Source organism: Paenibacillus luteus, from assembly GCF_006542765.1.
GTDB classification, from domain to species: Bacteria; Bacillota; Bacilli; order Paenibacillales; family Paenibacillaceae; genus Pristimantibacillus; species Pristimantibacillus luteus.
Window position 1 is genome coordinate 369,228 of the sequence record NZ_SKCD01000011.1, and the last position, 22,111, is coordinate 391,338.

The following is a 22,111-nucleotide window of genomic DNA, read 5'->3' on the forward strand; positions in this document are numbered from 1 at the left end:
CTTTATCAGCCGTTGCGCTCCCTTTTTTTCGCTTCATAAGCTTCCTGTCTAGCGGCGATCACATCCGAGCGATCTCTGAGCGTATGCCGGTGAATGGTTGCAGCCCCGAACGCTGAACTGGGGGCTCCCCAAATCAAGTCCCTATCCTTGCAAGCCTGTAAACATTGTTCCAAAAGCTCATCGCTTGTTAGGCGTAAATCCAAATCCCTATATTCAGCATCAGTTTCTGACTGCAGCGCCGCAATTCGCGGCAGCAATTGATTTTCTAAGTGGTCCTTGTCAATTCCTAATTGCTCAAGCGGGGATAAAGACAGCCTGCGCTCAGCTTGGACCATCATTTTGAGAGCGCCGCGCTTGTTGCCCCGCCTTTCGTGATAAAGCCCAACAGCCAGCTGAATAAGCCCTACCCAGGTGTCCGCAATCGGGTCCTCCGGGTGCTCTTTCCAATATTCTTCAAGCAGCTCATGGCATTCAAAGAAATCCCTAGTTGCATGAAACTCCACTAAATAAGATAAATAAGCAGCAGGAAAAGTGGTCATGTCATCCTCCCGGGCAAGTGTAATCATTCCTGTAAATTCACATTTAATATTAGAAATAGTAGCATAGATCACTTATACTTTCATACTTTTAGACCAATCCTATATAAATAAATGAAACCCAAGTCTCACTTATGCGTATGAAAGACGGTAAGCAGCTTATGTATTAAAGATACCAGGAGGAGAACAGACAGATGAAAAAGGGATTCATGGTCATGCTGGCGTTAGCTCTATTCTTCACATTAGGGTTTGGACAGTATGCCGATGCAAAACCACGGGGCGGCGGCATTAAATCTCCAAAGCAAAGCGTAACGCAAAACCCTAAGAAATCAGAAAACGTAAATCAAAGCAACCCGGGTACAAAAGCAGGAACGACAGCAGGCACAACAAAACCAGGATTTTTCAGCGGCGGCGGCCTTATGAAAGGCATGATGATCGGCGGCTTGGCTGGCTTGATGTTCGGCAGTATGTTTGCTGGCATGGGCGCATTTGGTAACATTTTGGGTTTCATGATTAATTTACTGGCGATCTTCGCGATCATTATGCTGATACGCGTAGCATTCGTATACTTGCGCAGCAAGCGCAACCCGCCAGATCAACGGAGACCTTACTAATCGTGCGTATCTATACGGATGAAATTATAAACGCTATCTGCCTGAACATGGCCGACCGCAGAGGCGTCAGCCCGACGGATGTGGAAGTTCAGCTCTCATGGGAAGAGGAATACGGATTTACGGCTGAGGTTTGGGTAAAGGGTCGCAGCCAGTTCATTCTGGAGTCTAACATCCTTGAGGCTATTGAGCAGTATATGATTAAGCAATACAATAAAAGAGTGTTTCGCTCCAACATTACGTTAGATGCGGATGAAGAGTTTTGGGCGGACATTACTGAAGAAGGTTAGACCATTAAGCATTCAGAAGCTTCGCTTATCGTGAGATAACGCGCCTCTGGGTGCTTTTTTTCATGTTCAATTACCGATAATCGTTCTATTTGAAATAATTGCTAGTCTAGGATTCATAGATAGAGAGCAACCTCCGCCCTTTCCTTGCGTCTAACTGTAGGATATGGAGAGGAGTGAGCAAGGACAATCTATGAGAAAGTGGATAAGCACCACCCTGCTGCTATTATTAGTTTTACAAACCAGCCTGACTACCTTGACGAGTACAGTCGAAGCAGCGTCCCCACAAATGACCAAATACCGTGTTTACCAGAACGATCAGGCATTAAAAGAATTCGCTACCGAGTCACAGGCTATCGCCTATGCTGGCAAATTCGCCTACAGCCATGTGGAGACCATTTCCGGACGCGCCTGGGTTTGGGACAGCCTTCCGCGCTATCAACTTTACCAGAACGGAAAGACACAGTCCAAATGGGCATTTCAGAGTTACAATGAAGCACTTTCGGCAGCGAAGAAACTGACCAACGTACATATTCGCGATTTGGAGAACGTTGGCTGGGTCTATCAATCCTACGCGAAATACCAGCTCTTTCAAGGCGATAACACGAATATAAAATGGTCCTTTCCTACTCTTGCAGCTGCTAAGCAAGAAGCCTCTAAATGGGGCAATGCTCATATTATGGAGCTGAACTCGAACACCTGGGTTTGGAGCAACCTTACAGCTGCACAGGTTAAAGCCCAACAAGAAGCAGCTCCTGTCTACCAATTGATGTTAAATGGGAAACCAGTGGAAGACACGCCTCAATATTCCTTTCTTAAGGAAGCCATTCATGCTTCTGCTGGAATAACGAGCAGCGAAGTATTGAACATAAGGACAAACAAGATCGTCCATTCGAATACTTCCGATTATTTGATTCAACAAGCAGGCAAGATTGTAGGCTCAGCTATAAGCCTGGAGGCTGCCGTTCAGCTTGCCAAAAAAACGCCAAATGCCGAGGTTTACTACAAGGATCAGGTTTATTGGTCCGGCATTCCTTTCCTAGCCGTCTATCAAGGCGACAACAAGCTCAAAGCATTCAACGCGCGAAGCAGTGCTGTTGCTTATGCCAAAGGTTTCGCGAACAGCTCTGTGCGAACGAGTGAAGGCAGAACCATATGGAGCCAAACGAAGAAGTTAGTATATATGGGCTGGAACGGAAGTTCCTCCAGTTCTACGATCATTGGCCATGCCGCTAACACGCAAGGCTTAACGATCGATTCTCCCACTTGGTTTGAGCTTGCTGCCGCAGATGGAACCGTCACTGATAAATCCGATCCAGCCATCGTTTCCTTGTTTAAAGAAAAAGGAATCCAAGTGATGCCGCTCGTTCATAATCAGTTTAATAAACAGATGACTACCGCGTTTTTGAAAAACAGCACAGCTCAGAAATCATTCATTAACACAATCACAACAAGACTATCTCAGCTCGGCGCAGCAGGCGTCAATCTTGATTTTGAGGAAGTGGCCGGCAGCGACCGAATCGCTTACACCTCCTTTGTTACAGCTTTCGCGAAAGCTGTGCAGGCAAAAGGCATGCAGCTGTCCATTGATTTACCCAGAGGCAGTCTAAGCTGGAATCACTTAACCGCGTATGATCATGCCGCGCTTGCTCCTGTCGTCGATACCATAATTATTATGGCCTATGATGAGCATTGGAGCGGCAGTGATACCCCTGGCTCTGTCGCAGGGCTGCAATGGGCCGAGGAAGGTGTAAAGCATTTTCTTAGCTACGGTATTCCGAGGAACAAGCTGATGCTGGGAATCCCCTTCTACGTCAGGGAATGGAAGCTCGACAGCAGCAATAAATTGGTTAGCAATCGCGCCGTTCTGATGAAGGAAGTGCCTAAACTGATCGCCGATACTCATGCGCAAGGCACTTATGACGCCGCCTCCGGCCAGATGAAATACAAATACGTGAAGGATGGCTTCACCTACTTGTTCTGGGCAGAGACCGAAGCCACCGTCAAAGCCCGCATCGATCTAGCCAAAGAATATGATCTCGCTGGCGTTGCCGCATGGCGCCTCGGCTACGAAAGCTCCGATTTATGGACGATGATGCTTCGTATGAAATAAGGTGAAACGCCCCTGTTCCGAGGTCAACGGAAACAGGGGCGTTCTTATTATTATCAAAATCTGAATTTATCGTTCCCCTTCTACCGCTGGAAAACGGAGTACAACCTTTGTTCCGGCCCCTTCCTTGCTCTCAAACGAAATTTTTCCGTTCAAGGCCTCCACGATACGAATCGTTACCAATATGCCTAGTCCCGTTCCCGTATCTTTGGTCGTAAAAAAGGCCGTTCCTATATTGTCTAAATCTTCCTTGGACATTCCTTTTCCGTTATCCTTAATCTCAATAAAGATCTCCTCATTGCGATAATAGGCGTTAACGGTAACTATCCCTGTATTGGGAATGGCCTCCACGCCATTTTTAATTAAATTCAGCACGACTTGTGACAGCTTTGGCTTGTCAGCAAGCACAAACAGATCTGTTTGATTGCAATTTAATTGGATTTGGACATTTTGAATTAAACTGAACGAGTTCATAATTTCGAGCGTACTGCTCAGAAAGCTGGACACTTCCACCTGTTCAAGCTGGTCTGCCTGAGGTTTAGCTAAGTTGAGGTAATCGGTAATAATATATTCCGCTCTCTCAAGCTCCGATAAAGCTATTTTTAAATAATCCTTTTTTCTATCATCTACCGATTCTTTGAGCAGCTGCAGAAATCCTTTGACAACAGTGAGCGGATTACGCACCTCATGAGCAACTGAAGCTGCGATCTGGCTTACAATCTTTAGCTTCTCGCTTCGCTCCAGCTCCAGCTTCAAATAGTTTGTTTCAATGATATGTTCTTTAAGCAGGGAAGAAATCGCCATCCCGATGAGTGAAGCTATTGCTAATATGGATATTGTGAGGAAAATATGTTTTTGATCCTCTACGGTGTAAGCTTGAATCTTTATGTAGCTTAACAAGCTGATGACAACAAGAATGACGGAATGCACGGATAAAAGGATACAGATGATCATGCGTTTGATCGTCTTATAGCTTGAAAATGATTTTATAAAGAAAAAGCTTGGAGCTACAATCGCTAAAAAACCAATCGTAGTTATGATAATAACATCGCCGCCTAAGTAAATACGGTAAAGTACGGCAATAGACAAGGCGATAATGCCGGGCAAATATTTTCCAGAGCTATACAAGATTGATATAATAACGGGTATGGATCTTAGGTCACCCTGAAAGTTTCCGATTACTTGGACTGGCAACGTCATGCACAGCACGGCTGATGCGCCGAACATGCAGCCATTTACGACTTGGTAGCGAATGTCATCCGATATTTTTTTGCGCGCAAAAAAGAACTGCTGGATAAAGATCGGAAACAATATGATAATAAGATGAATGAGTAATTGATTTATCATATCTCGTTATCGATTCTCTCTCCTTTTTACAAATTTTGTATAGTTCTTCGGAACTAATCATTATATTTGTATAATAACACAAAAAATAGAAGCAGATCACTATAATTTTGACATATTTACATTCCATCGGTAGACGCTTTTTATATTTCTCTGATTGTCGGCAATTAGCCAAATCTTCGTAACTATATTAGCTAATCCAGCACTGAAAGGAAGATGATGAGATGAACTGGACAATCCGCTTCGAATCTAATTATCAGAGTTCTGAAGGCGTATCTGAGGAGGAGTTACTGCGTTTTCTCCATACGTGGAATATCGCGCTAACCGCTCAAGAAAATAAGGAAATTAAGGATCGGCAGCGCAATCCGTTTCCGTTAACGGACCCCTTGTATCCGAAATATATCCCAATCGATCTTGCCACATGGTCCTTTCCTCAAAAAAAATTGCCAGAGAGCTATTTAGCTTTCCTGCGTTATGCCCATGGTGGCGAGTTCGGTAATGGAGAACGTTATTTTCAATTTTTCAGTACGGCTGATCTTAGAGAGATGAACTTGGCTTATGAGATTCCTGAATATATGCCTGATGCGGTTTCCTTCGCCATGGATGGCAGTGGGAACCATTACTTATGGGATATGCGTGGAGACAGGAAGAATGGTGAATATCCCATACTGGTTGCCCACTCCGGAAACTTGGGGTACGAGGACTGCAAAAAGATAGCGGATACATTTATGGAGCTTTGCACAGGGACAACTTCTGTTGATGAGGAGTTGAATGGTTGAATATTTTTACAGTCGCAAAATCCTCCTATAATGCAAATGTCCCATCATGTCATCCCATTCCACTTCTTCATGGTAAGGATCTCGATAATATACAGCGGCAGCTGGCAAGTAACCAACCACAACTCCCGTTCCCCCGCAGATCATGCTTCCTCCATCTCCCCCTTTGGGCATTAGGAGACCTTCGCGGGTAGTCCATTCACGCTGGTAAGGATCTCCGGTAAAATGCAGTCCGAAGGCATTGGGCAGCTCCAAATCGTACTCTCGCGAAGTATTGTCCGCATTTAGGTCTTCATAGTGCTTGAGCTTGAAATTGTAGTCGAAACTGTCGCCCCAAGGAAACAAGGTCCGGCAGCCGCCACCATAGCAATACTCCCACTCATCTTCAGTAAAAAGACTAAACCCTTCGTCATATAGGCTGCTCACCGCTTGATCATAGGTCAAATCTTCCTTGAACATATACAGGACGATTTCATCTTCTTTTCGTACAAGCCGAAAATGCAGATGCCGCTCATATTCGCTATAAGTGGAAGCACGGAATTTTGCAAGTTCATTCTCTACCTCTGGTTCTTCAAGCGTTGATAGTTCTTCAAGAGGAACCTCTTGCCATCCGGCTGACCGAGGGACGCGCTCCACAAGCATTGCTCCAATATTCGCTTGCCTCAGCGGCGACATTTGATCTCGAAGAAATTGATCCGAATCCTCGATGTCGTATTCGCTAAGCGATTCTAATAAATCCTGCTGAGTGGCTTCATCCATGCCATGTTCCCAGCGTTCCCAGCCGAGCGTGACCTGATCGCCAGGAAAAAATACAAATTCGCTATCCTTGTATGTAAATACCCCTGTTTCATTCGTTTTACCATATCGCTGAAAAGCCGTAAGTCCTTGATACTCAAAACCTTGCGGCAGTCTACTGAGCAGTGAACGCATCGCCGCGTCCTTCTCACCCTTGTTCATCGCAATCCAAGTACTCCGCTCTAACACGTGCATTCCTTCATTCTCATCCTCTCCAAATAGGCATATGAACCAGTTACGGACTATTTTATCAAAAATAGATTTCCACTGAATATCCTTAAATCTTACTTTTCTAATATGATATCTGGCAACAGCTATAATAGTGGGGAGCCTCTAGTCAATGTCTGCTTTATGCAGTTACAAAAAGCCATCCCATACTTTGTAGTACAGGGATGGCTTGCTCGTTTTCATTATCCTAGCGTTTAATTGCACCAAAACTACACAGTTATCAAATGAATGAGCTTAGAGCGCTGCGATCCGATCATGGATACGTGGAAACAGTCCAAACGCATTCTCGTAAAATACCTTCTCATGATGCTGCTCCGGAACAAGCCGACGGACGAATTCGGCATACAGGTCAATTGCTGCTAAAGGCCAGTCCGTCCCGAACAACATCTTCTCGTAATGGTCGGAGTACACCAGCGCCCGTCGAAAATGGTCCATATATAACGGTTCGTTCATAAACCTTTCAAAGTGAGGCCGATCGCCAACGACCAGGCCTGACAAATCGGCGTAGACGTTCGGATTCTTGGCAACCACTTCGGCGGCATCCATTACCCAAGGATCACCCAGATGGCAGATCATAAAGTTTACGCCGCGCTGCTGATAGGCTAATTCATCTACGGTAAGCGGGTGCGAATACTTAAGCAATCCGTTCATGGAGTAAGTATCGCCAGTATGAATAACCACAGGCAGATTATACTTGGCTGCCAGCTCATAAATCGGTGAGTAGATAGCGTCATAGACGTAATGATGATAATATCCAGCATACAATTTGATTCCGGCCACATCAGGTGCTTGCAGCCGCGCTTCAATCCGGTCCAGCTCTGCTACAGCATTTTTCCCAGTGAGCAGGTTCGGATTAATCCCCACACATTCCATCAGGAAAGGCGGGACGGTGCCTTCCAAGTCCAGTCCCATCGGATTAGGCGAATGGATATCAGGGAAAGCTCCCTTCGTCTGCTCCGAAACGCCCATTCCAATGCCAAGAATGACATCGTTTTTATCAAATTCCGCCTTTAGGCCGGCAACGGAATAATCCACTTTGGACAAATTCCTCGCTGTATGATGAAAGCTATCGATATCCGATAGATGAATATGAATATCAATGATCGGCATGAGAAATCTCCTTTTCATCCGTAAGGTTCGCAAAGGTTAGCTTTGATAAGCCACGTACATCCTCTTCGTTCAGAGGCATTTTTCCAAAAATCAGAAAGGTCGGCTGTGTCCAGACGGTTTCTCCATTCAGCAGTGGCAGCTGGCAATGTACACCGTGAGTGAGCACCATATTGTTCACATACACCGAAGCGCTCTGGTTGGGATGCCTATTCACGATATGCAGCATATCCTTGCGTGTTGATGCACCGATTCGCATGAGCCCCTTGGAAGGAAGTCCTGCTCCCAGCTTTCCTAGAAGGAACCGCTCTCCTTCAGGGAGCTCTACCCATCCTTCAGAAAAAACAGCCGAAGGCTTGAAGTAACTATCTTCCGACAGCGAATAATTCGGAAGAGCCACGCCGCTTTTGTTGGTTACCGAATGCAGCACACAGAGCACAGGCACGCCAGGCAGCATAAGGTAATGCTGATCGATCGTGATCCCTCGATTCGCTTCCTGCTTCTCAATGCAAGTTGTCATTCGAAGTCCCTTCCAGACGTTGCCTTGATCATCCGTCTGCTCCGTCCAAACTGCGGATCTCGGCTCCTGCTGACGACTAAATCCACTCATTCCTGAAATCCCAACGCCTAATCCACCGTGCCATGGATTCCACCACGAATGAGGGATCGCTTCCGGATAGGAGCTGTCGAGCCATTCTTCCCCTTGGAATTTCAGTGAATGTACGATGCTGCCAAATCCAGGGGCAGCTGCTAGCGAGAGAACTCCGTTGCTTACAGTGTGAATGGGCCCTGCCTCTCCTTCCTCTATCTCGCATACGATGCTTGCTTCTGTCTGCGGGAACCATAGAGACGAACGCTCCTGAACTCGGTCCTCACCGTGATAAACAGTACGGACCTTCCAAGCAGATGCGCTAAGTTCTGGCGATTCCTGTTCCGTAGGAGCAAAGGCAAAGCGGGCTGAACGCAGATCCTGCTCCCTTTGCAGCTCGAGGACAGAAACCTTCTTCTCTGGCTCGTTATCGTTTTGCGCATGCCATTCGATGCTGCCAGCGAGCGGTACCAGCTTCCGTTCGAGTAATTCTGCACTTAACGTACTCGCCGCGAACGGATTTCCCTCGCCGATTATAAGTTCAAGATGATCATTCAGCATCGGTTCAACAGATTTTCTCAGCTTACGGGCGTAGGAGCGGAAATCCCACCACTTGTTGAAGGTATTTAGCGCAAACACAGTGGACTTTGTCCGCACGACGGCTCCGCCTGAAATACGGCCAACGTTATGCTCCAGCCCAAGCGGATATTCCGGGCGAAGGAGCTTGAGAGATGGGTCCCAACAGATCCCGTAAGCGACGCTCTCCTCTTTGCAGAACAGCCAGTTTTCTGTGATATGGGCACTTTCCCAATGATCCGGATCTCCTGAGTAAGCATCGCCCATATCCACAAAATGTCCTTGGTAAGGCAGAATAAGCCGGTTTCCGAAAAACCCAAAATTCGTCAACAAATAAATATCTTCTGTCAGCTCAATACTGCCGGTGTTGCCCACTTCGTAATAAAATTCGGTGATTCCACTTGCGAAGAGCTTGCCTACTGATTTGATCTCAAGCCCAGGGAAATCTTCCGACTCGTAGAGAGCTTCAAGCACTTGGCTCTCCCCATCCGAATAGATGTTCACTTCTCTGGCCTGCTTCTTCGAAAATTCTTCTACAAATGGCTTGCCTAGCTTCGGATAAGACCACCAGAATCTATGGTTAGAACCAGGATACTCGATGCTCATGTGATTTTCGTGCTTGTTGAGATGAAGAGAAAATGCGCCATTCACGGCGACCCACTGTTCTCCGTCTTCCCCGCCAAAGCGTCCATGCGTTCCTTTTATTAGTACGGACAGTTTGCTTTTGAAGAAAACCGCGTTCTGACCGGCCTGATCTGCCTTAACCTCAACTTCTCGCGAGTAGAGCCCGTAGGACTGCAAGGTAAAGGGGACGGAAATAGAAGCTTTCCCTTTTGCCGGAACCGTAAAGGCGACTGCACGATCTTCCCAAACCAAGAATTCATCCTCCGGCAGGTCAAAAGCGAACTCCGCCTCTGAAGAAAAATGATTCTCCACATTGAGGTACAGCTCGGCTAGTATGCCCGGATAAAGCTGCTGTGAGGGTAATACCATCTTCATTTTAACCGGGAATTTCGGAGCGATGCCTATACGAAACTCTGCCTGCTTACCGCCGATCATCCATTTGCTTATCACAACGGGATGGGTCTTCTTATCCTTCTGCTCCTCCATAACCGGATCAAGCTCAAATTCACCCTCCACGATGATTGTTTCTCCTGGAGCGATCGTTTTTGCTGCAGAGAGGGCAAAACGAATATTTTTGTCGTCCTGGCCTTTGATTTCGATGAACAGCTCCGACGCCGAGCAATTCTTGATACGATAACGAACCTGATAGCTGGCTCCGAACACAAGATCATGCTCTTCGATCTCGGTGGAAATTTCATAATCTGGCGTTTGGAGAGCGGTCAGCCCACGTCCGCTTTTCTCAAATTCAGCGCGCAGGAATAGCTCTCCCTTACGCCAGGAGTAATCATAAAAATCAAAGCCACGCTCTCGGCGACCATCGGGCTCAATGGCGAGCTCACGTGTGCTGTCTTCGTACCAATGAAGCTCCTTGAAATATGGAGCGAGCGCCTCCGTTTGCAGGATCGTTGGAATGAAATTCATCAAATGAACATAATCATCATTTTTCTCCCAGAAGAACCCGCATTTCTTATACATCGGTACGGCTTTTGTGTTGCCTGCCCAAGTGAACAAATCGAGGCGCGGCCATCCCGCTTCAACCGTCTTATGGACGGCGTTCAATATGAGATTGCGGCCGACCTTGTAGCCATGATAATCCGGATGCACATTTAGCAGCGGCACATACAAGGCGCCTTCGTCCTGACGATAGTGGGCAAAACTGCAGAAGCCAACAACCTCTTTGCCATGGACAGCGAGAAATACATGAAGATTCGACGAACTCTCCATCTCCCGTCGCACCGTGTCCTCCGTTCTAAGGCTGGTGCCGCCTCCCCAACTTTCGCGGCTGGCGTTCCACATCTCAGCCACAGCTCCTGCGTAAGATGGATCATATTCTATAATGCGGATTTGTTCCGCAGTGATTTTTGCGGTCATGATTTCAGCTCCTTATTGTCAACTATAAGCATTAGTACGTAAAATCATTTTGGCTAACGAATGAGCAGAAACGATAAGCAGCTTAACTACTGAATTGATAATTTAAAACATAGTCCAATGCTCAAATTTGAGAAATACAGCCATTGAAGACAATACTATTATCATACCATTAGTTGGAATATTATTACCAATGCTCTCACCTTAAGCAAAAAAACTTCTACCGGCATTTAGCGGCAGAAGCTTTAAAATGGATTAAGTTAAGAGACCTCCCATCAATGACAGGTACGTGTGGGTCAATAACTAGCTACACTAAATAGAAAAGAAGATAAGTTTGTTATCGCGTTTTTCGATTTAAACGCTTCTTACAACCGTGGCAAACAGTGCACGTGCTACAGCAAGTCCGGTGACTTTTCTTGCTTGATCTATTGGGTACTTTTTGAGTTGTCACGGGGCATCAAATCTTTTCAGTGAGATTTGGGTAAAGTATTGCTTAGGGTTAGTTTACTCAAAATGGTGGGGGAAATCTCTTCCTGTGTCTCGTATGCTTCCTCCATCATCGTTTTTACAAGCAGCGTAGCCAATGAGACAGGAATACTGTCCGGCTCCTGATAGCCCAAAGAGTCTGTTAAATTCCCTTTCGCATCTGCATCCACAAGTAATACCCTTTTATTTTCCTTGGCCAAGTTAATACCCAAATTCACTGCCGTTGACGTCTGATTTGCTAGGGCCATTACTTTGGTCATTTCATTTCCTCTTTTCAACGCAAAAAAGCCGACTGCGCTGAGTTTCAGCACAATCAGCTCTTAAAGGATATCTATATCAAAAAGAGAGCATCTGGTGAAGGACACTCTCATTAGTAACCATGGTTAGTAATAAACCACTGGACATTTATAAAATAATCGAAAAAAGGTTTTACACAATTCATAAAAGCTGATTCATCATTTTTCTTGAATCTTCATATTTCTCAAAAGTGATTTTTTCTTGAACTGCAAGTAAGTATCTTTGTGTATCCTTGGTATAGGGATGATTCTCTCCTAAAATTCTTCTATATATTACTAATGCTTCTTTAAATATGTTTTGAGCTTCTGTCCAATTTTCTACCACCCACTTAAGTTTTCCAATACTATTAAGGACAAGTCCAACATTAAAATTATCTTCTCCATAATAAATAGAAAAATATTCTAATGCAAAGGTGAAATACTCCTCTGATAACTTATACTCCTTTAATCCGCGACATGCCATACCTAAATTATTATATATTCTTGCTAGGCGAGGTACATCTTCTCTAATTAACTGTTTCTCAATCTGTAATGCTCTGTTACATTTCTTAAAAGCTTCTTCAAACAACCCTAGTCGAATACATAAATAACCATAATTATTTTGTATATGTGCCTCTTCTAAGTAATCTGGATTCTCAATTTCATTTATTATAGTTAATGAATCCTCAAAATATTCAATTGCCCTATAAATGTCCTCTCCATTGTTTTCTGAAATTCCTTTATCTCGATATGACAGTGCAATACTGCTCAATATGTCTAACTTAAGAGATGGTATGGGCTCATTTTCATTTAATAAATGCAACGATTTAAACAAGATTTTGAGTGCATCACTGAATAGTCTTAATTTCATTAGCGTTTGTGCTAAAGAAACTTCTGCAACAATGATCTCATTATATCGCACAAATTCCTTTTTACTAACTAGATCAATGACCCTTTCCATATATTTTCGAGAATTTGTATAATCACCAGCATCACGCAGATATGTCCCAAATGTAGTAAATAGTCCAGCTATTCTGTACGTAACTACAAATTCACGTTTTTCCTCCATTTGTTCAATCCATTTTACAACTTTAGTGAATAGCTCTTTTCCCTGAAGGTGCCTACCATGTTCTAAAAGAAATATTCCTGTCTTCTGAACCAAGTAAAATACTATTTGTTCTGAAACTCCTTCTTCTATTGCATGGTCTATAAGTGCTAATGTGTGAGGCAACCATTTTTCGTAATGAATCCAATTAACAGGATCATTCGTATTATACTCGAATTTTTCTTTAATTGTTGCTGCCAGTTCAATGATGCAGTTACTTTTTGAATCAGAGGACATGCTGTATTTAATTACCTCTTGAACTAATCTATGAATAGATAATGTTTGTTCTTCATTATCTATATCTATAAGTGAATAATTAAGTAATATACTAATGGCATTATCAACTTCAAATTCATCGAATGACCAGATATCATTTTGCTCAAACAAAGAACGTGGAATTAACTCTGATGCAGTAAATGAGAGCCAATTCAATAATTTTACTGGAATTTTAGATTGACTTCTAACTTCTGAAAAAGATAAATTCCATGTAGTAGCAACAGTGGCATTATAATCAGGAATTTCTGGAGATTGGTCCAACAGCCTTAACTTGTGTTCATTAAACATTTTTAAATAGCTACTAAAAGATTTCCCTTTTTGCTTGATGTATGCTGCTGCATGAGCTAGAGCAAGAGGTAAATTCCCCAGAACTGCTGCTAACTCCTTAACTTCTTTTGACCACTTCAACTGAGTTCGGGTCACCAGATAAGTTTCAGCTTCTTCAGGTGAGAAGCATTCTAGTTGTATGGTCCTTGAGAAGCTGTCAAGATGTTGATTTCTAGATGTAATTAGAACATGTCCAAGAAGATTCTGCGGTAAATAGGGTTCTATTTTACTCCAATCATTAAGGTTATCGAATATTAGCAACCAACCTTTATGACTACTTAACCAATCAAAAGCAATATCCATTAATTTTTCATTGCTAACTTCTTCATCTGGATATTCTTTCAATTGCTTTGCAAATCGAATATAGTCAGAATAAAGTTTATTATCGTCTTCTGAATTTATCCACCATACTACATCATATTGATCTTTATAGCGATAAGCATATTCAATTGCAAGCTGTGTCTTCCCGATACCACCAAGTCCTACAATAACCTGAGTCAATGTAATCGTATTGATTGTTTGTAAGGATTCTAATAATCTATTAAAAAAGTTATCACGACCAGTAAAGTAAACATTTCGTTTCGGCAAACTAAAGATTTGCTCATGATTCTCATAAGAACTAATATTTTTAATATTAATTCCTCTGCTTCGGATAAGATCTACTAATTGTGATCTATTAATGGTTCCAGCCATTGATGATTTTTCTTCAACAGCTGTCCTTAGTACGTCAAATAAATTATGCGCCACTCTTGAGTCTCGTTGAACAAGCATATCAAGCAATTTATTCCATATAATAGTACTTTCTCTACTTGCTAAGCTTTCTAGATCAAAATATATAACCACCAAAGACTTCATAAAAGACCAAAGTTCTTCATCAGTGACTGGTAATCCTTTAGCCTTAGTTAATTGTGATCTAAATATCTGCAAATAATTTCTCTTTGAATTAGAGCTAAATCTTTCTATATCTATTTTCGAGCAATAATCATTCGCATCCTTGGCAGACCTAGCCCATTGTAAAATTAGTTGAAGATCTTTATCTATATTAGCATTATATATCCCAATACCAATTCCAATTCTATCAGTTTGCACATCAAATACTGCACCAAACCTGTTGTTAAAAGTATACCATGCATCTTTTATAACTGATTCAAAAATAATATTTGAAGGTGCATCACTAAATTTTAAATCGTGTTTAATCTGTAAAAACAACTTTCTAATCACCCCCTGATCCTCACTTGACACAATAATATCGTCAACTGTAGCGCCACTAAATCTCTGCTGAAATGAAACCTCTTTCGTTAGCCCTAACTCTAAACCTCTTGGGATGCTTTTATTTAAGAGGTCGACTAAATATGTTGTACCAACCAAATTTTCAAACTTCACACCCCCATTTCCTGTAGAAAAAGGGTTAGATAATGCTGAATCCCGATTAGTCTCTTTCATAGTAGATTTCCTTTCAAATATTTAGGCTTTAACTTAAATGTCTGTCAGTACTCATTTTCCTTTTCATAGTACTTGACATGATAATATCGTATTTTTTTTAACTGGATAATGGCAAATAGTCTTCGCTCATACCCATCATCATTCTATAATGAGCATGGTGTCCCGTAACCTCAAAAATTTTTTCAAAGACCTTTAAGTATTTTTCGACCATATCAATTGTAACTTCAGAATATAAATCATCATTAATAAAATGAGAACCATCATTCACCCATGACATAAGAGACTTACAAATAACTTTTTCCTCATCATTAAATAGATCAATAATTTGGTCCTCATGATAATTCCCGAAAATCTTGAAATAGTTCTCGATAATTCTTCTTATCAAGTTCTGAACAGAACTTGATGATCTTTCTTGAGCAAATTTCACTTCCTGCCACATCAATTCATAGGATGATTTGATTGGATTAGACTCATAATATTTTATTTGCGATACATTATTGATCTTTCTCAAAATCCAAAATGATTCATCACTTAATCGATTTGTCCCCTTACCTTTATTAAAAGAAACTTCTTTGTGAAAATATATATTATGTGTAAGGATGAACAGTTGACGTATCATTCCGTTCCTGTTTTTTCTTATTTCGTCAATAATTTTTCTTATTAGGCTACTTACTATGAAAATAATATTGCTATCGAGGCTAGAAATAGGATCATCAATCACGACAATTTTATTCTCAGTTATTCTACTTTTATCATTGCTTCCATTAAGTAGTTGAACAAAATATAGGAAAGTAACAAATGTTTTTTCTCCCTCGCTCAAAGTTTCCTTTGCATCCTCCCCATTTTCTCTTACTATAGAGTAATTTCCTTTTATAGATGTTTCTGAGAATTTAAAGTTTGTAAAACTGAATGATTTTAATAAATTATTCATTTCATTGATTGATGGTATAACACTTGTTATTTGACTTTCAAATTCTTCAATTTCTTTTATGAGCATTTTCTTCGTTTCTTTTTTTGTCTCTATTTTCGACAAAATACCCGTCTTAGCGCTATTTAAACTGAAATCTTTCTCTTCATATAATTTTAGATTATCCTTATTCTCAACAGAAATAAATTTCCAAACACGAGCAATGAGTATTCTTTTTTCTTCAATAATGTTATCAATTAGTTCATTATGATTTCTAATTTCCCTATTATAAGCGTCAATCATCTTATTAATTGCTATAATATCTTCAAAGCATGATTCAAGTACTATTGAACTACTTGGCTCATTCTTTTTTTTAGATAGTAATAGCATGTTAGCTTGGTACTTTGTTTTTATTATTTCTTTCCTACTGCTTATTTCTTGTTTATTTATATACTCATTTTCAATTTCTAGCAGTACATCAACTTGTTCAATGACATCAACTAGCGTTCTAGAATATTTAGAACACACTTCATTAAGATAATCTATTTGTTTATTAAATTCTTCATTAAAAAGCTCATCTAGCTTCCTTCCGAATTCTTCACCTGTTGTTTGCTGGCAAAAGGGGCAAACTCCATTGGTAAGTTTTAAATGATCATGACCTTGTTTTACCCAATCACTAATATTCAGTTTTGAAATTAATCGAGAGATATCTATGTCTTCACGGCCAATAATTTTTGATGAGAAAATTGGATCTATTGTTATTTCCAAACAATCTCTAGGATCAATTTTTCTTAAAATTCCAACTTTTTCTTTAGTACTTCCAAACACCCTACTACACCTATTTTGAAGCTCGTCATATGTTTCTATAATTTCGGTATTTCTTGCTTCTTCTTTACATTTTTCCTTGAATTTAGTTTTCACTGCCCTGAATCCTTTAAACGCCTCTTCAAATACACTGTCATACTTTTGTTTAAGTTTCCAGCATTGTTCTTCAAAAACTGATTCATTCTGAATTTGCTCATCAGTCTTCTGTTGCCGAATAATCTCTAGTTTAGATAACTCATCATTTGTTTTATTTAGTTCTATTCTTCTGCTTTCTATTGCTTGCTGGATATCATGAGATTCTTTCCCTAAAGTAAAAATACCCTTAATGTTACTATCCTGGTGAAAATTCTCTTCAATAAAATCTTTATTATATACTAATTTTCTCAGTTCAGAGCTATTGACCCACGATATCTCAGACTGTGGATATTTTTCGGGATTTTTCAATAAGTTTGAAATAGTAGTTTTCCCACTGCCATTCGTACCGTATACAAAATTCACTTGCTTTAATTGATCTATCACAACGCCAGTATCGTCATAACTTGCCTTACTTTTTATAACAATTCTATTAATCAAGTAACTCCCTCCTAGTTTAGAAGTTTCTTTTGAATACCTTTACAGGAAAAATTCTTAAATATAATATTCGACATAGTTCTCATCACCCCTTCCAAAAGAACTAAAATTCTCCATACAAAAAACCTCCAGAATATTTCTAGAGGCCCATTCCCAACTTTATATTGCTTCATGCGATATCTTACCTATAACAAACCCTCAACTCCACCCGATTCCCTTCCCGATCATACACAATCCGCTCCACTAGCTTCTTCAACGCCCGATTCTTCTCTTCACTCGTCACTGAACCGCTCCACAACTCCCTAAACTCACCTATCCGCTCATATATCTGCTCCACAGTCGGATAATTCCCTTCATCTACTACAACCTTCCGCAAATCCTTCAACTCTTCCTCCAGCTTCTGTATCTGCCTTGACCGAACAGCCTTTCGCTCTAAAAATACTTGTTTCGTTATCATGTCCTCTTCATACGATTCATGCAGCTTGTCCAGCGCCCGCTTCTGCTTTTTCAACTCCTGCTCCTTGACCTCAATGATCGTCTGCGTATCATTATAGCGACTGCCATGTAATTCAATTTCTCGCAAAATGTTTGGATCAACATGGATAATCCGATCATACAGAGCATTGAAAAAATCAGCATCCATTACCTTTCCGCGCTGCTCACATTTGCTGCCATCTTTGTACTCGTGATAGCATAATGCGCTCCAATGCTGCCCTTGCTTCTTATTCTCACCTACTCGGAATCTCATTCGTGAACCGCACTTTTCACAATACAGCAAGCCTGACAACGGAAAAATGTTACGCCTTGAATTGGGGTTCAGCATGCGATTCTTAAGCAGCCGCTCCATAATGACTTCATGTTCTTCCGGCGTTTTCAGCTTTTCATGCGTTCCCATGACTTTAATCCGCTCTTCTTCAGGTACAAGTTCCACCTGACCACGCTTGGAACGGGTTTTACCATAAGCGATGTAACCCAAATCGATTTCACTTGCCAATACGTTTACTTCCAAAACAAAAAGCCTCCGCCAATTCCACTGGCGAAAGCATTTTAAAATTGATTCATTCTAACAACCAATCAACGAAATATTCATATGAATCACTAAGCTTCAACAATCCCCGATAGCTTAGAAGCACCGCTCTTTTTCACCTTAGAATTCCCCAAGTTTATTTACCCAAAAGCCAATTCACTACACTAATTAACCGTCTCCAAAGCATAACGGTTATCAGGAACCTGAAGCCCCAGGTTACCACGCAGCGTCTCATACTCGTATTCGGTACGGAACAGCCCCCGTTCCTGCAGGACCGGAACTACCAGATCAATAAAGTCCTCGAGACCGCCTGGCACTACCGTACGAATATTGAAACCGTCAGCGGCTTCACTTTCAAACCAATCCTGAATCAAATCAGCCACCTTCTCTGGTGTACCGATGAACGAAGTGCGAGGCGTAGAGGCGAGCAATGCCACTTGACGCAGGGTCAGCCCCTCTTCTTTTGCCTGCTGCTTGATCTTGTCTGTGGTGCTGCGGAAGCTGTTACTGCCGAGATCACCGATCTCAGGAAACGGTTCATCCAGCAGGAACTGAGAGAAGTCGAAGTGTTCGAAATATCGGCCTAAATAATTGAGAGCCTGATCAATGGTGACCAGTCCCGCGATTTCCTGATATTTTTGCTCGGCTTCTTCTTCCGTTTTCCCCACGATTGGACCGATGCCAGGGAAAATCAGGATTTCCTCTGCCTTGCGACCAAGCGCTACCGCTCTTTTCTTAACATCTGCATAAAACTCCCTTGCTTCTTCCAGCGTCTCATGCGCCGTGTAGATAGCATCTGCCGACCGGGCTGCCAAATCCTTGCCGGATTCGGAAGAGCCAGCCTGAAAGATGACCGGCTGCCCCTGTCTGGAACGTGCCACATTGAGCGGTCCCTGCACAGAAAAGTGAGTCCCTTTATGATTCAACGTGTGCAGCTTCGCGGGATCAAAGAATACGCCATTCTCCTTATCGCCAATAAAGGCATCGTCCTCCCATGAATCCCATAGGCCTCTGACCACATCCAGATGCTCTTCCGCAATTTCGTAGCGCAAAGCATGATTCGGATGCTCGCCTTTGCCGAAATTAAGCGCTGACCCTTCCAGCGGTGAAGTGACGACATTCCATCCGGCCCTTCCACCGCTTAAATGATCGAGAGAAGCGAATTGCCTCGCAACCGTGAATGGCTCACTGTATGAAGTAGATAAAGTCGCGACCAGTCCAACGTTTGAGGTAACCCCCGAAAGCGCAGTTAGAAGAGTCAGAGGCTCAAAACGATTTAGAAAATGAGGATTGGATTTCTCGTTGATAAACAGACCGTCCGCAATAAACAGCAGATCAAATTTTCCTTCCTCGGCCTTAAGCGCCTGCTTTTTGTAGAAATCAAGGCTTACGCTCGCATTGACCGGAATGTCCGGGTGACGCCAGAAAGAAATACTGTTGCCCACTCCGTTCAAATTAGCTCCTAATTTCAATTGTCGTTTCGTCATCTTTGAGTCCTCCTATATTTGGGTCATTTATCAAATCGGTTTTTAACGTCTTGTTTGGATCGTTGATCTTTACCACACATGCGGCTAGAAGTAGTACAACACCTGTCAGAAGAAAAATAAACGGCACTCCTGTCCAGCCACCCAGAAATCCGCCGATTAACGGTCCCAGCACAATACCGAATTGGCTGGCGGTCTGACTCAAACTGACGGCCCTCCCCCGGAAATCGTGATCGACATATTTTATGATCAGAGCATTCATGGCCGGGTACACCGCTGCAAAGAACAAACCATATACAAATCGCAAGCTTCCAAAATAAATCAGGTTAAACGCAGTCAGTTGCAGAAGACAGCCAAATCCGCCACCTAGCAGACCGATAAATAATGTTTTCTCGTACCCGATCCTCCCGCCAATCCGTCCCCAGCGCGGCCCCATAATCACCGTAGCTACGCCGATAGCCGAGAAAACGATGCCTGCACTAAGTGTCGCACTGCTGACATCTCCCCCGATTTGCACGACATAAAGCGTCAGCACAGGCTCTATAATTAGAACGGAAGTCGACACCAGCAGAATCAGTCCATAGATTCGCATTAATCCGGGAGTGGCGGCTGCCTTTTTCAGATCGCCTACGATGCTCGAACGAGCGCTGGTCCGAGGCTCGCGCGTTTCTTTGACTCCAAGTACCATAAGCGCCGAGATCAGCGTAATCATTCCGGATGCAATAAAGCATCCCCTCAGCCCGATCCAATGGCTTAATATTCCACCTGCCAGTGGTCCAAGAATTCCTCCAGCAGCAGTAGATGTGGAGATGACACCAAGCGCATAGCCTACATGCTTCTCGGGCGTATTGGTTCCCACCAAGGTGATCGATGCTGGATTAAATCCGGCCATGAGTCCCTGAAATATCCGCACAGCAATGAACATGTAGGGATCATGTACAAAATAGTTAGCCAGATGGGCCACGGCCAGCCCAACGCCTGAACGAATCAGCATTAGCTTGCTGCCGTACTTGTCAGCTAGCGATCCCCAGAAAGGGGCACATAGTCCACTGATCAGAAAGCTAATGGAAATCGATACGCCGGACCAAACTTCCAGTCCACTCTGTATTCCTAAATTTTTTTGCAGGAACAAAGGAAAAAACGGAACAGACAAGGTATATGCCATATGATTGAAAAACAAGCCTAACCATAGAATATACAGATTTCGTTTCCAATGAGGCATAGGCCAATCTCCATACTCCATAATTCCTATATAAAAAGTAGGTTATAGTCCATATTAAGTTACAGCTTCGGGAAAGTATAATAGAAAAGTTCAATATGCACATTCAACAATTGAATCAGGTTATCGCGAATATTCGATAAGGAATCACCTCATCTTAATCATGTGGCGAAAATCAAAATAAGCCGCCTCCAATGCCAGAAGCATTGAGGCGGCTTAAATAAGATGGCGGTACAGATTATCATATTCTCTCTGCACGAGGTACGCCCTGTTTTGCTATCAATAAGACAGGTGTCGAAATAGATAGTTAAATAAAATTAACCCCTAACCGTAATCTTTAATTGCTCTTCTACAAAATCACGACAGATCTCCATGCTTTGATACGGCGTATTGGTCGATTGGTCTACTTCGAGCGTTACCCAGTCCGTATAACCGATGTCATTCAGCGAGTCTATAACAGCAAAAAAATTCACAGCCCCTCTTCCCAGCTCACAAAAGAATGGGATCTGTTCATGCTCCTGTAAATCTGGAAAATTAGCTCGGCTTGCTCCTTGGACAGTCAGGTCTTTAAGGTGGACGTAGGCTACTCTATCCTGATATTGCCTAATCTTAGCTGCGGGGTCCATTCCCGCTCCGAGCAAATGGGCGGAATCCGGCGCGAAGAAAACAAACTCCGGATCTGTAAGACTCATGATGGCATCGAGTTCATTCTCGTCTTGCAACTCTGTCCATAGATGAGGATGGACGCATGCTTTTACCCCCCATGCATAGGTTTGCTTAGCCAGTTCATTAATCGTATCCGCAGCAATTTGCAGTTCTTCACGAGTAGTAGGCTTGTCTCGCGTACCTCCCGGGCCTAGCACCAGAATATCAGCGCCACATGCCGCAATGATCCGAGCCAGCCGTACATTATAATCAATGATATGGGGACGGTCAGCCAAATTTCCAAAGCTTTGGTTTTGCCCGCCTGAAGCCCCTCCGTACAAGGCGTTCATTGCCAGCCCATGGCCAGCTAACAGCCCTTTAAATTGTTCTGGCTTCTCTTCAAATTGGAGGGCGAAAGACGCCCATGGCTCTATCGCTTTATAACCCAGCTTTGAAACTTCCTCTAGTGCCTGGAGATGCTCTTGTCCCCAAGTAATGGTGTGCGCCGCTATTTTACCTTTAAACTGAGCCATACCTAGTCTCCTTTAACGTCAACAAATACTATATTTCC

Annotated in this window: 16 protein-coding genes; 4 read left to right on the forward strand and 12 right to left on the reverse strand. The window is 42.7% G+C overall.

Annotated features, from left to right (window positions below):
* Positions 1 to 5: 5 nt before the first annotated feature.
* Entirely contained in the window at positions 6 to 539 is a 534-nt protein-coding gene (locus E0496_RS09640) for a DUF309 domain-containing protein (RefSeq protein WP_161601353.1), read from the reverse strand.
* Between the two features lie 191 nt (positions 540 to 730).
* Between E0496_RS09640 and E0496_RS09645 the strand changes: the two genes are divergently transcribed.
* The 3 genes from E0496_RS09645 to E0496_RS09655 all read left to right on the forward strand — a co-directional run bounded on the left by E0496_RS09645 (position 731) and on the right by E0496_RS09655 (position 3,547).
* A complete protein-coding gene (locus E0496_RS09645; protein ID WP_238404399.1) occupies positions 731 to 1,150 on the forward strand; it encodes a hypothetical protein in 420 nt (139 codons plus the stop codon).
* 2 nt (positions 1,151 to 1,152) lie between these two features.
* Positions 1,153 to 1,437 (forward strand): DUF2653 family protein, encoded by a 285-nt coding sequence (locus tag E0496_RS09650; RefSeq protein WP_175598033.1) that lies wholly within the window; start codon positions 1,153 to 1,155, stop codon positions 1,435 to 1,437.
* A gap of 190 nt (positions 1,438 to 1,627) precedes the next feature.
* The gene (locus tag E0496_RS09655; protein WP_141501358.1) at positions 1,628 to 3,547 is read left to right on the forward strand and encodes a glycosyl hydrolase family 18 protein; all 1,920 of its coding nucleotides are present in this window, start codon (positions 1,628 to 1,630) and stop codon (positions 3,545 to 3,547) included.
* Between the two features lie 66 nt (positions 3,548 to 3,613).
* Here E0496_RS09655 and E0496_RS09660 read toward each other — a convergent pair whose 3' ends face one another.
* Positions 3,614 to 4,891 (reverse strand): ATP-binding protein, encoded by a 1,278-nt coding sequence (locus E0496_RS09660; protein WP_141501359.1) that lies wholly within the window; start codon positions 4,889 to 4,891, stop codon positions 3,614 to 3,616.
* A 221-nt stretch (positions 4,892 to 5,112) separates the two neighbouring features.
* Between E0496_RS09660 and E0496_RS09665 the strand changes: the two genes are divergently transcribed.
* Positions 5,113 to 5,667: an SMI1/KNR4 family protein gene (locus E0496_RS09665; protein ID WP_141501360.1), complete on the forward strand. Its 555-nt coding sequence runs from the start codon at positions 5,113 to 5,115 to the stop codon at positions 5,665 to 5,667.
* Positions 5,668 to 5,673: 6 nt separating this feature from the next.
* Here the strand turns inward: E0496_RS09665 and E0496_RS09670 are convergent, their stop codons facing one another.
* The 10 genes from E0496_RS09670 to E0496_RS09715 all read right to left on the reverse strand — a co-directional run bounded on the left by E0496_RS09670 (position 5,674) and on the right by E0496_RS09715 (position 22,073).
* Entirely contained in the window at positions 5,674 to 6,621 is a 948-nt protein-coding gene (locus E0496_RS09670) for a formylglycine-generating enzyme family protein (protein WP_206669738.1), read from the reverse strand.
* 300 nt (positions 6,622 to 6,921) lie between these two features.
* On the reverse strand, positions 6,922 to 7,797 hold the full coding sequence (locus tag E0496_RS09675; RefSeq protein ID WP_141501362.1) for an amidohydrolase family protein: 876 nt from the start codon (positions 7,795 to 7,797) through the stop codon (positions 6,922 to 6,924).
* The gene (locus E0496_RS09680) at positions 7,784 to 10,954 is read right to left on the reverse strand and encodes a GNAT family N-acetyltransferase (RefSeq protein WP_141501363.1); all 3,171 of its coding nucleotides are present in this window, start codon (positions 10,952 to 10,954) and stop codon (positions 7,784 to 7,786) included. The genes E0496_RS09675 and E0496_RS09680 overlap by 14 nt, the downstream gene beginning before the upstream one ends.
* 464 nt (positions 10,955 to 11,418) lie before the next feature.
* Positions 11,419 to 11,697, reverse strand: coding sequence for a ParA family protein (locus E0496_RS09685; protein WP_141501364.1), 279 nt, complete (start codon positions 11,695 to 11,697; stop codon positions 11,419 to 11,421).
* Between the two features lie 178 nt (positions 11,698 to 11,875).
* Positions 11,876 to 14,863: an FxSxx-COOH system tetratricopeptide repeat protein gene (gene fxsT / locus E0496_RS09690; protein ID WP_141501365.1), complete on the reverse strand. Its 2,988-nt coding sequence runs from the start codon at positions 14,861 to 14,863 to the stop codon at positions 11,876 to 11,878.
* 97 nt (positions 14,864 to 14,960) lie between these two features.
* Positions 14,961 to 17,168 (reverse strand): AAA family ATPase, encoded by a 2,208-nt coding sequence (locus E0496_RS09695; RefSeq protein ID WP_141501366.1) that lies wholly within the window; start codon positions 17,166 to 17,168, stop codon positions 14,961 to 14,963.
* Between the two features lie 178 nt (positions 17,169 to 17,346).
* Positions 17,347 to 18,174, reverse strand: a complete 828-nt coding sequence (locus tag E0496_RS09700) for a recombinase zinc ribbon domain-containing protein (RefSeq protein WP_141501367.1) — start codon at positions 18,172 to 18,174, stop codon at positions 17,347 to 17,349.
* 182 nt (positions 18,175 to 18,356) lie between these two features.
* Positions 18,357 to 19,679: an LLM class flavin-dependent oxidoreductase gene (locus tag E0496_RS09705; RefSeq protein ID WP_141501368.1), complete on the reverse strand. Its 1,323-nt coding sequence runs from the start codon at positions 19,677 to 19,679 to the stop codon at positions 18,357 to 18,359.
* Positions 19,648 to 20,898, reverse strand: coding sequence for an MFS transporter (locus tag E0496_RS09710; protein WP_141501369.1), 1,251 nt, complete (start codon positions 20,896 to 20,898; stop codon positions 19,648 to 19,650). The genes E0496_RS09705 and E0496_RS09710 overlap by 32 nt, the downstream gene beginning before the upstream one ends.
* A 314-nt stretch (positions 20,899 to 21,212) precedes the next feature.
* The gene (locus tag E0496_RS09715; protein ID WP_141501370.1) at positions 21,213 to 22,073 is read right to left on the reverse strand and encodes a sugar phosphate isomerase/epimerase family protein; all 861 of its coding nucleotides are present in this window, start codon (positions 22,071 to 22,073) and stop codon (positions 21,213 to 21,215) included.
* Positions 22,074 to 22,111 lie beyond the last annotated feature (38 nt).

Bases quoted from the DNA above. Each gene is read 5' to 3' on its own strand.
- E0496_RS09680 (WP_141501363.1), bottom strand. From the start codon at position 10,954: ATGACCGCAAAAATCACTGCGGAACAAATCCGCATTATAGAATATGAT.
- E0496_RS09675 (WP_141501362.1), bottom strand. From the start codon at position 7,797: ATGCCGATCATTGATATTCATATTCATCTATCGGATATCGATAGCTTT.
- E0496_RS09655 (WP_141501358.1), top strand. From the start codon at position 1,628: ATGAGAAAGTGGATAAGCACCACCCTGCTGCTATTATTAGTTTTACAA.
- E0496_RS09660 (WP_141501359.1), bottom strand. From the start codon at position 4,891: ATGATAAATCAATTACTCATTCATCTTATTATCATATTGTTTCCGATC.
- fxsT (WP_141501365.1), bottom strand. From the start codon at position 14,863: ATGAAAGAGACTAATCGGGATTCAGCATTATCTAACCCTTTTTCTACA.
- E0496_RS09640 (WP_161601353.1), bottom strand. From the start codon at position 539: ATGACCACTTTTCCTGCTGCTTATTTATCTTATTTAGTGGAGTTTCAT.
- E0496_RS09665 (WP_141501360.1), top strand. From the start codon at position 5,113: ATGAACTGGACAATCCGCTTCGAATCTAATTATCAGAGTTCTGAAGGC.
- E0496_RS09670 (WP_206669738.1), bottom strand. From the start codon at position 6,621: ATGAACAAGGGTGAGAAGGACGCGGCGATGCGTTCACTGCTCAGTAGA.
- E0496_RS09685 (WP_141501364.1), bottom strand. From the start codon at position 11,697: ATGACCAAAGTAATGGCCCTAGCAAATCAGACGTCAACGGCAGTGAAT.
- E0496_RS09645 (WP_238404399.1), top strand. From the start codon at position 731: ATGAAAAAGGGATTCATGGTCATGCTGGCGTTAGCTCTATTCTTCACA.
- E0496_RS09705 (WP_141501368.1), bottom strand. From the start codon at position 19,679: ATGACGAAACGACAATTGAAATTAGGAGCTAATTTGAACGGAGTGGGC.
- E0496_RS09715 (WP_141501370.1), bottom strand. From the start codon at position 22,073: ATGGCTCAGTTTAAAGGTAAAATAGCGGCGCACACCATTACTTGGGGA.
- E0496_RS09710 (WP_141501369.1), bottom strand. From the start codon at position 20,898: ATGCCTCATTGGAAACGAAATCTGTATATTCTATGGTTAGGCTTGTTT.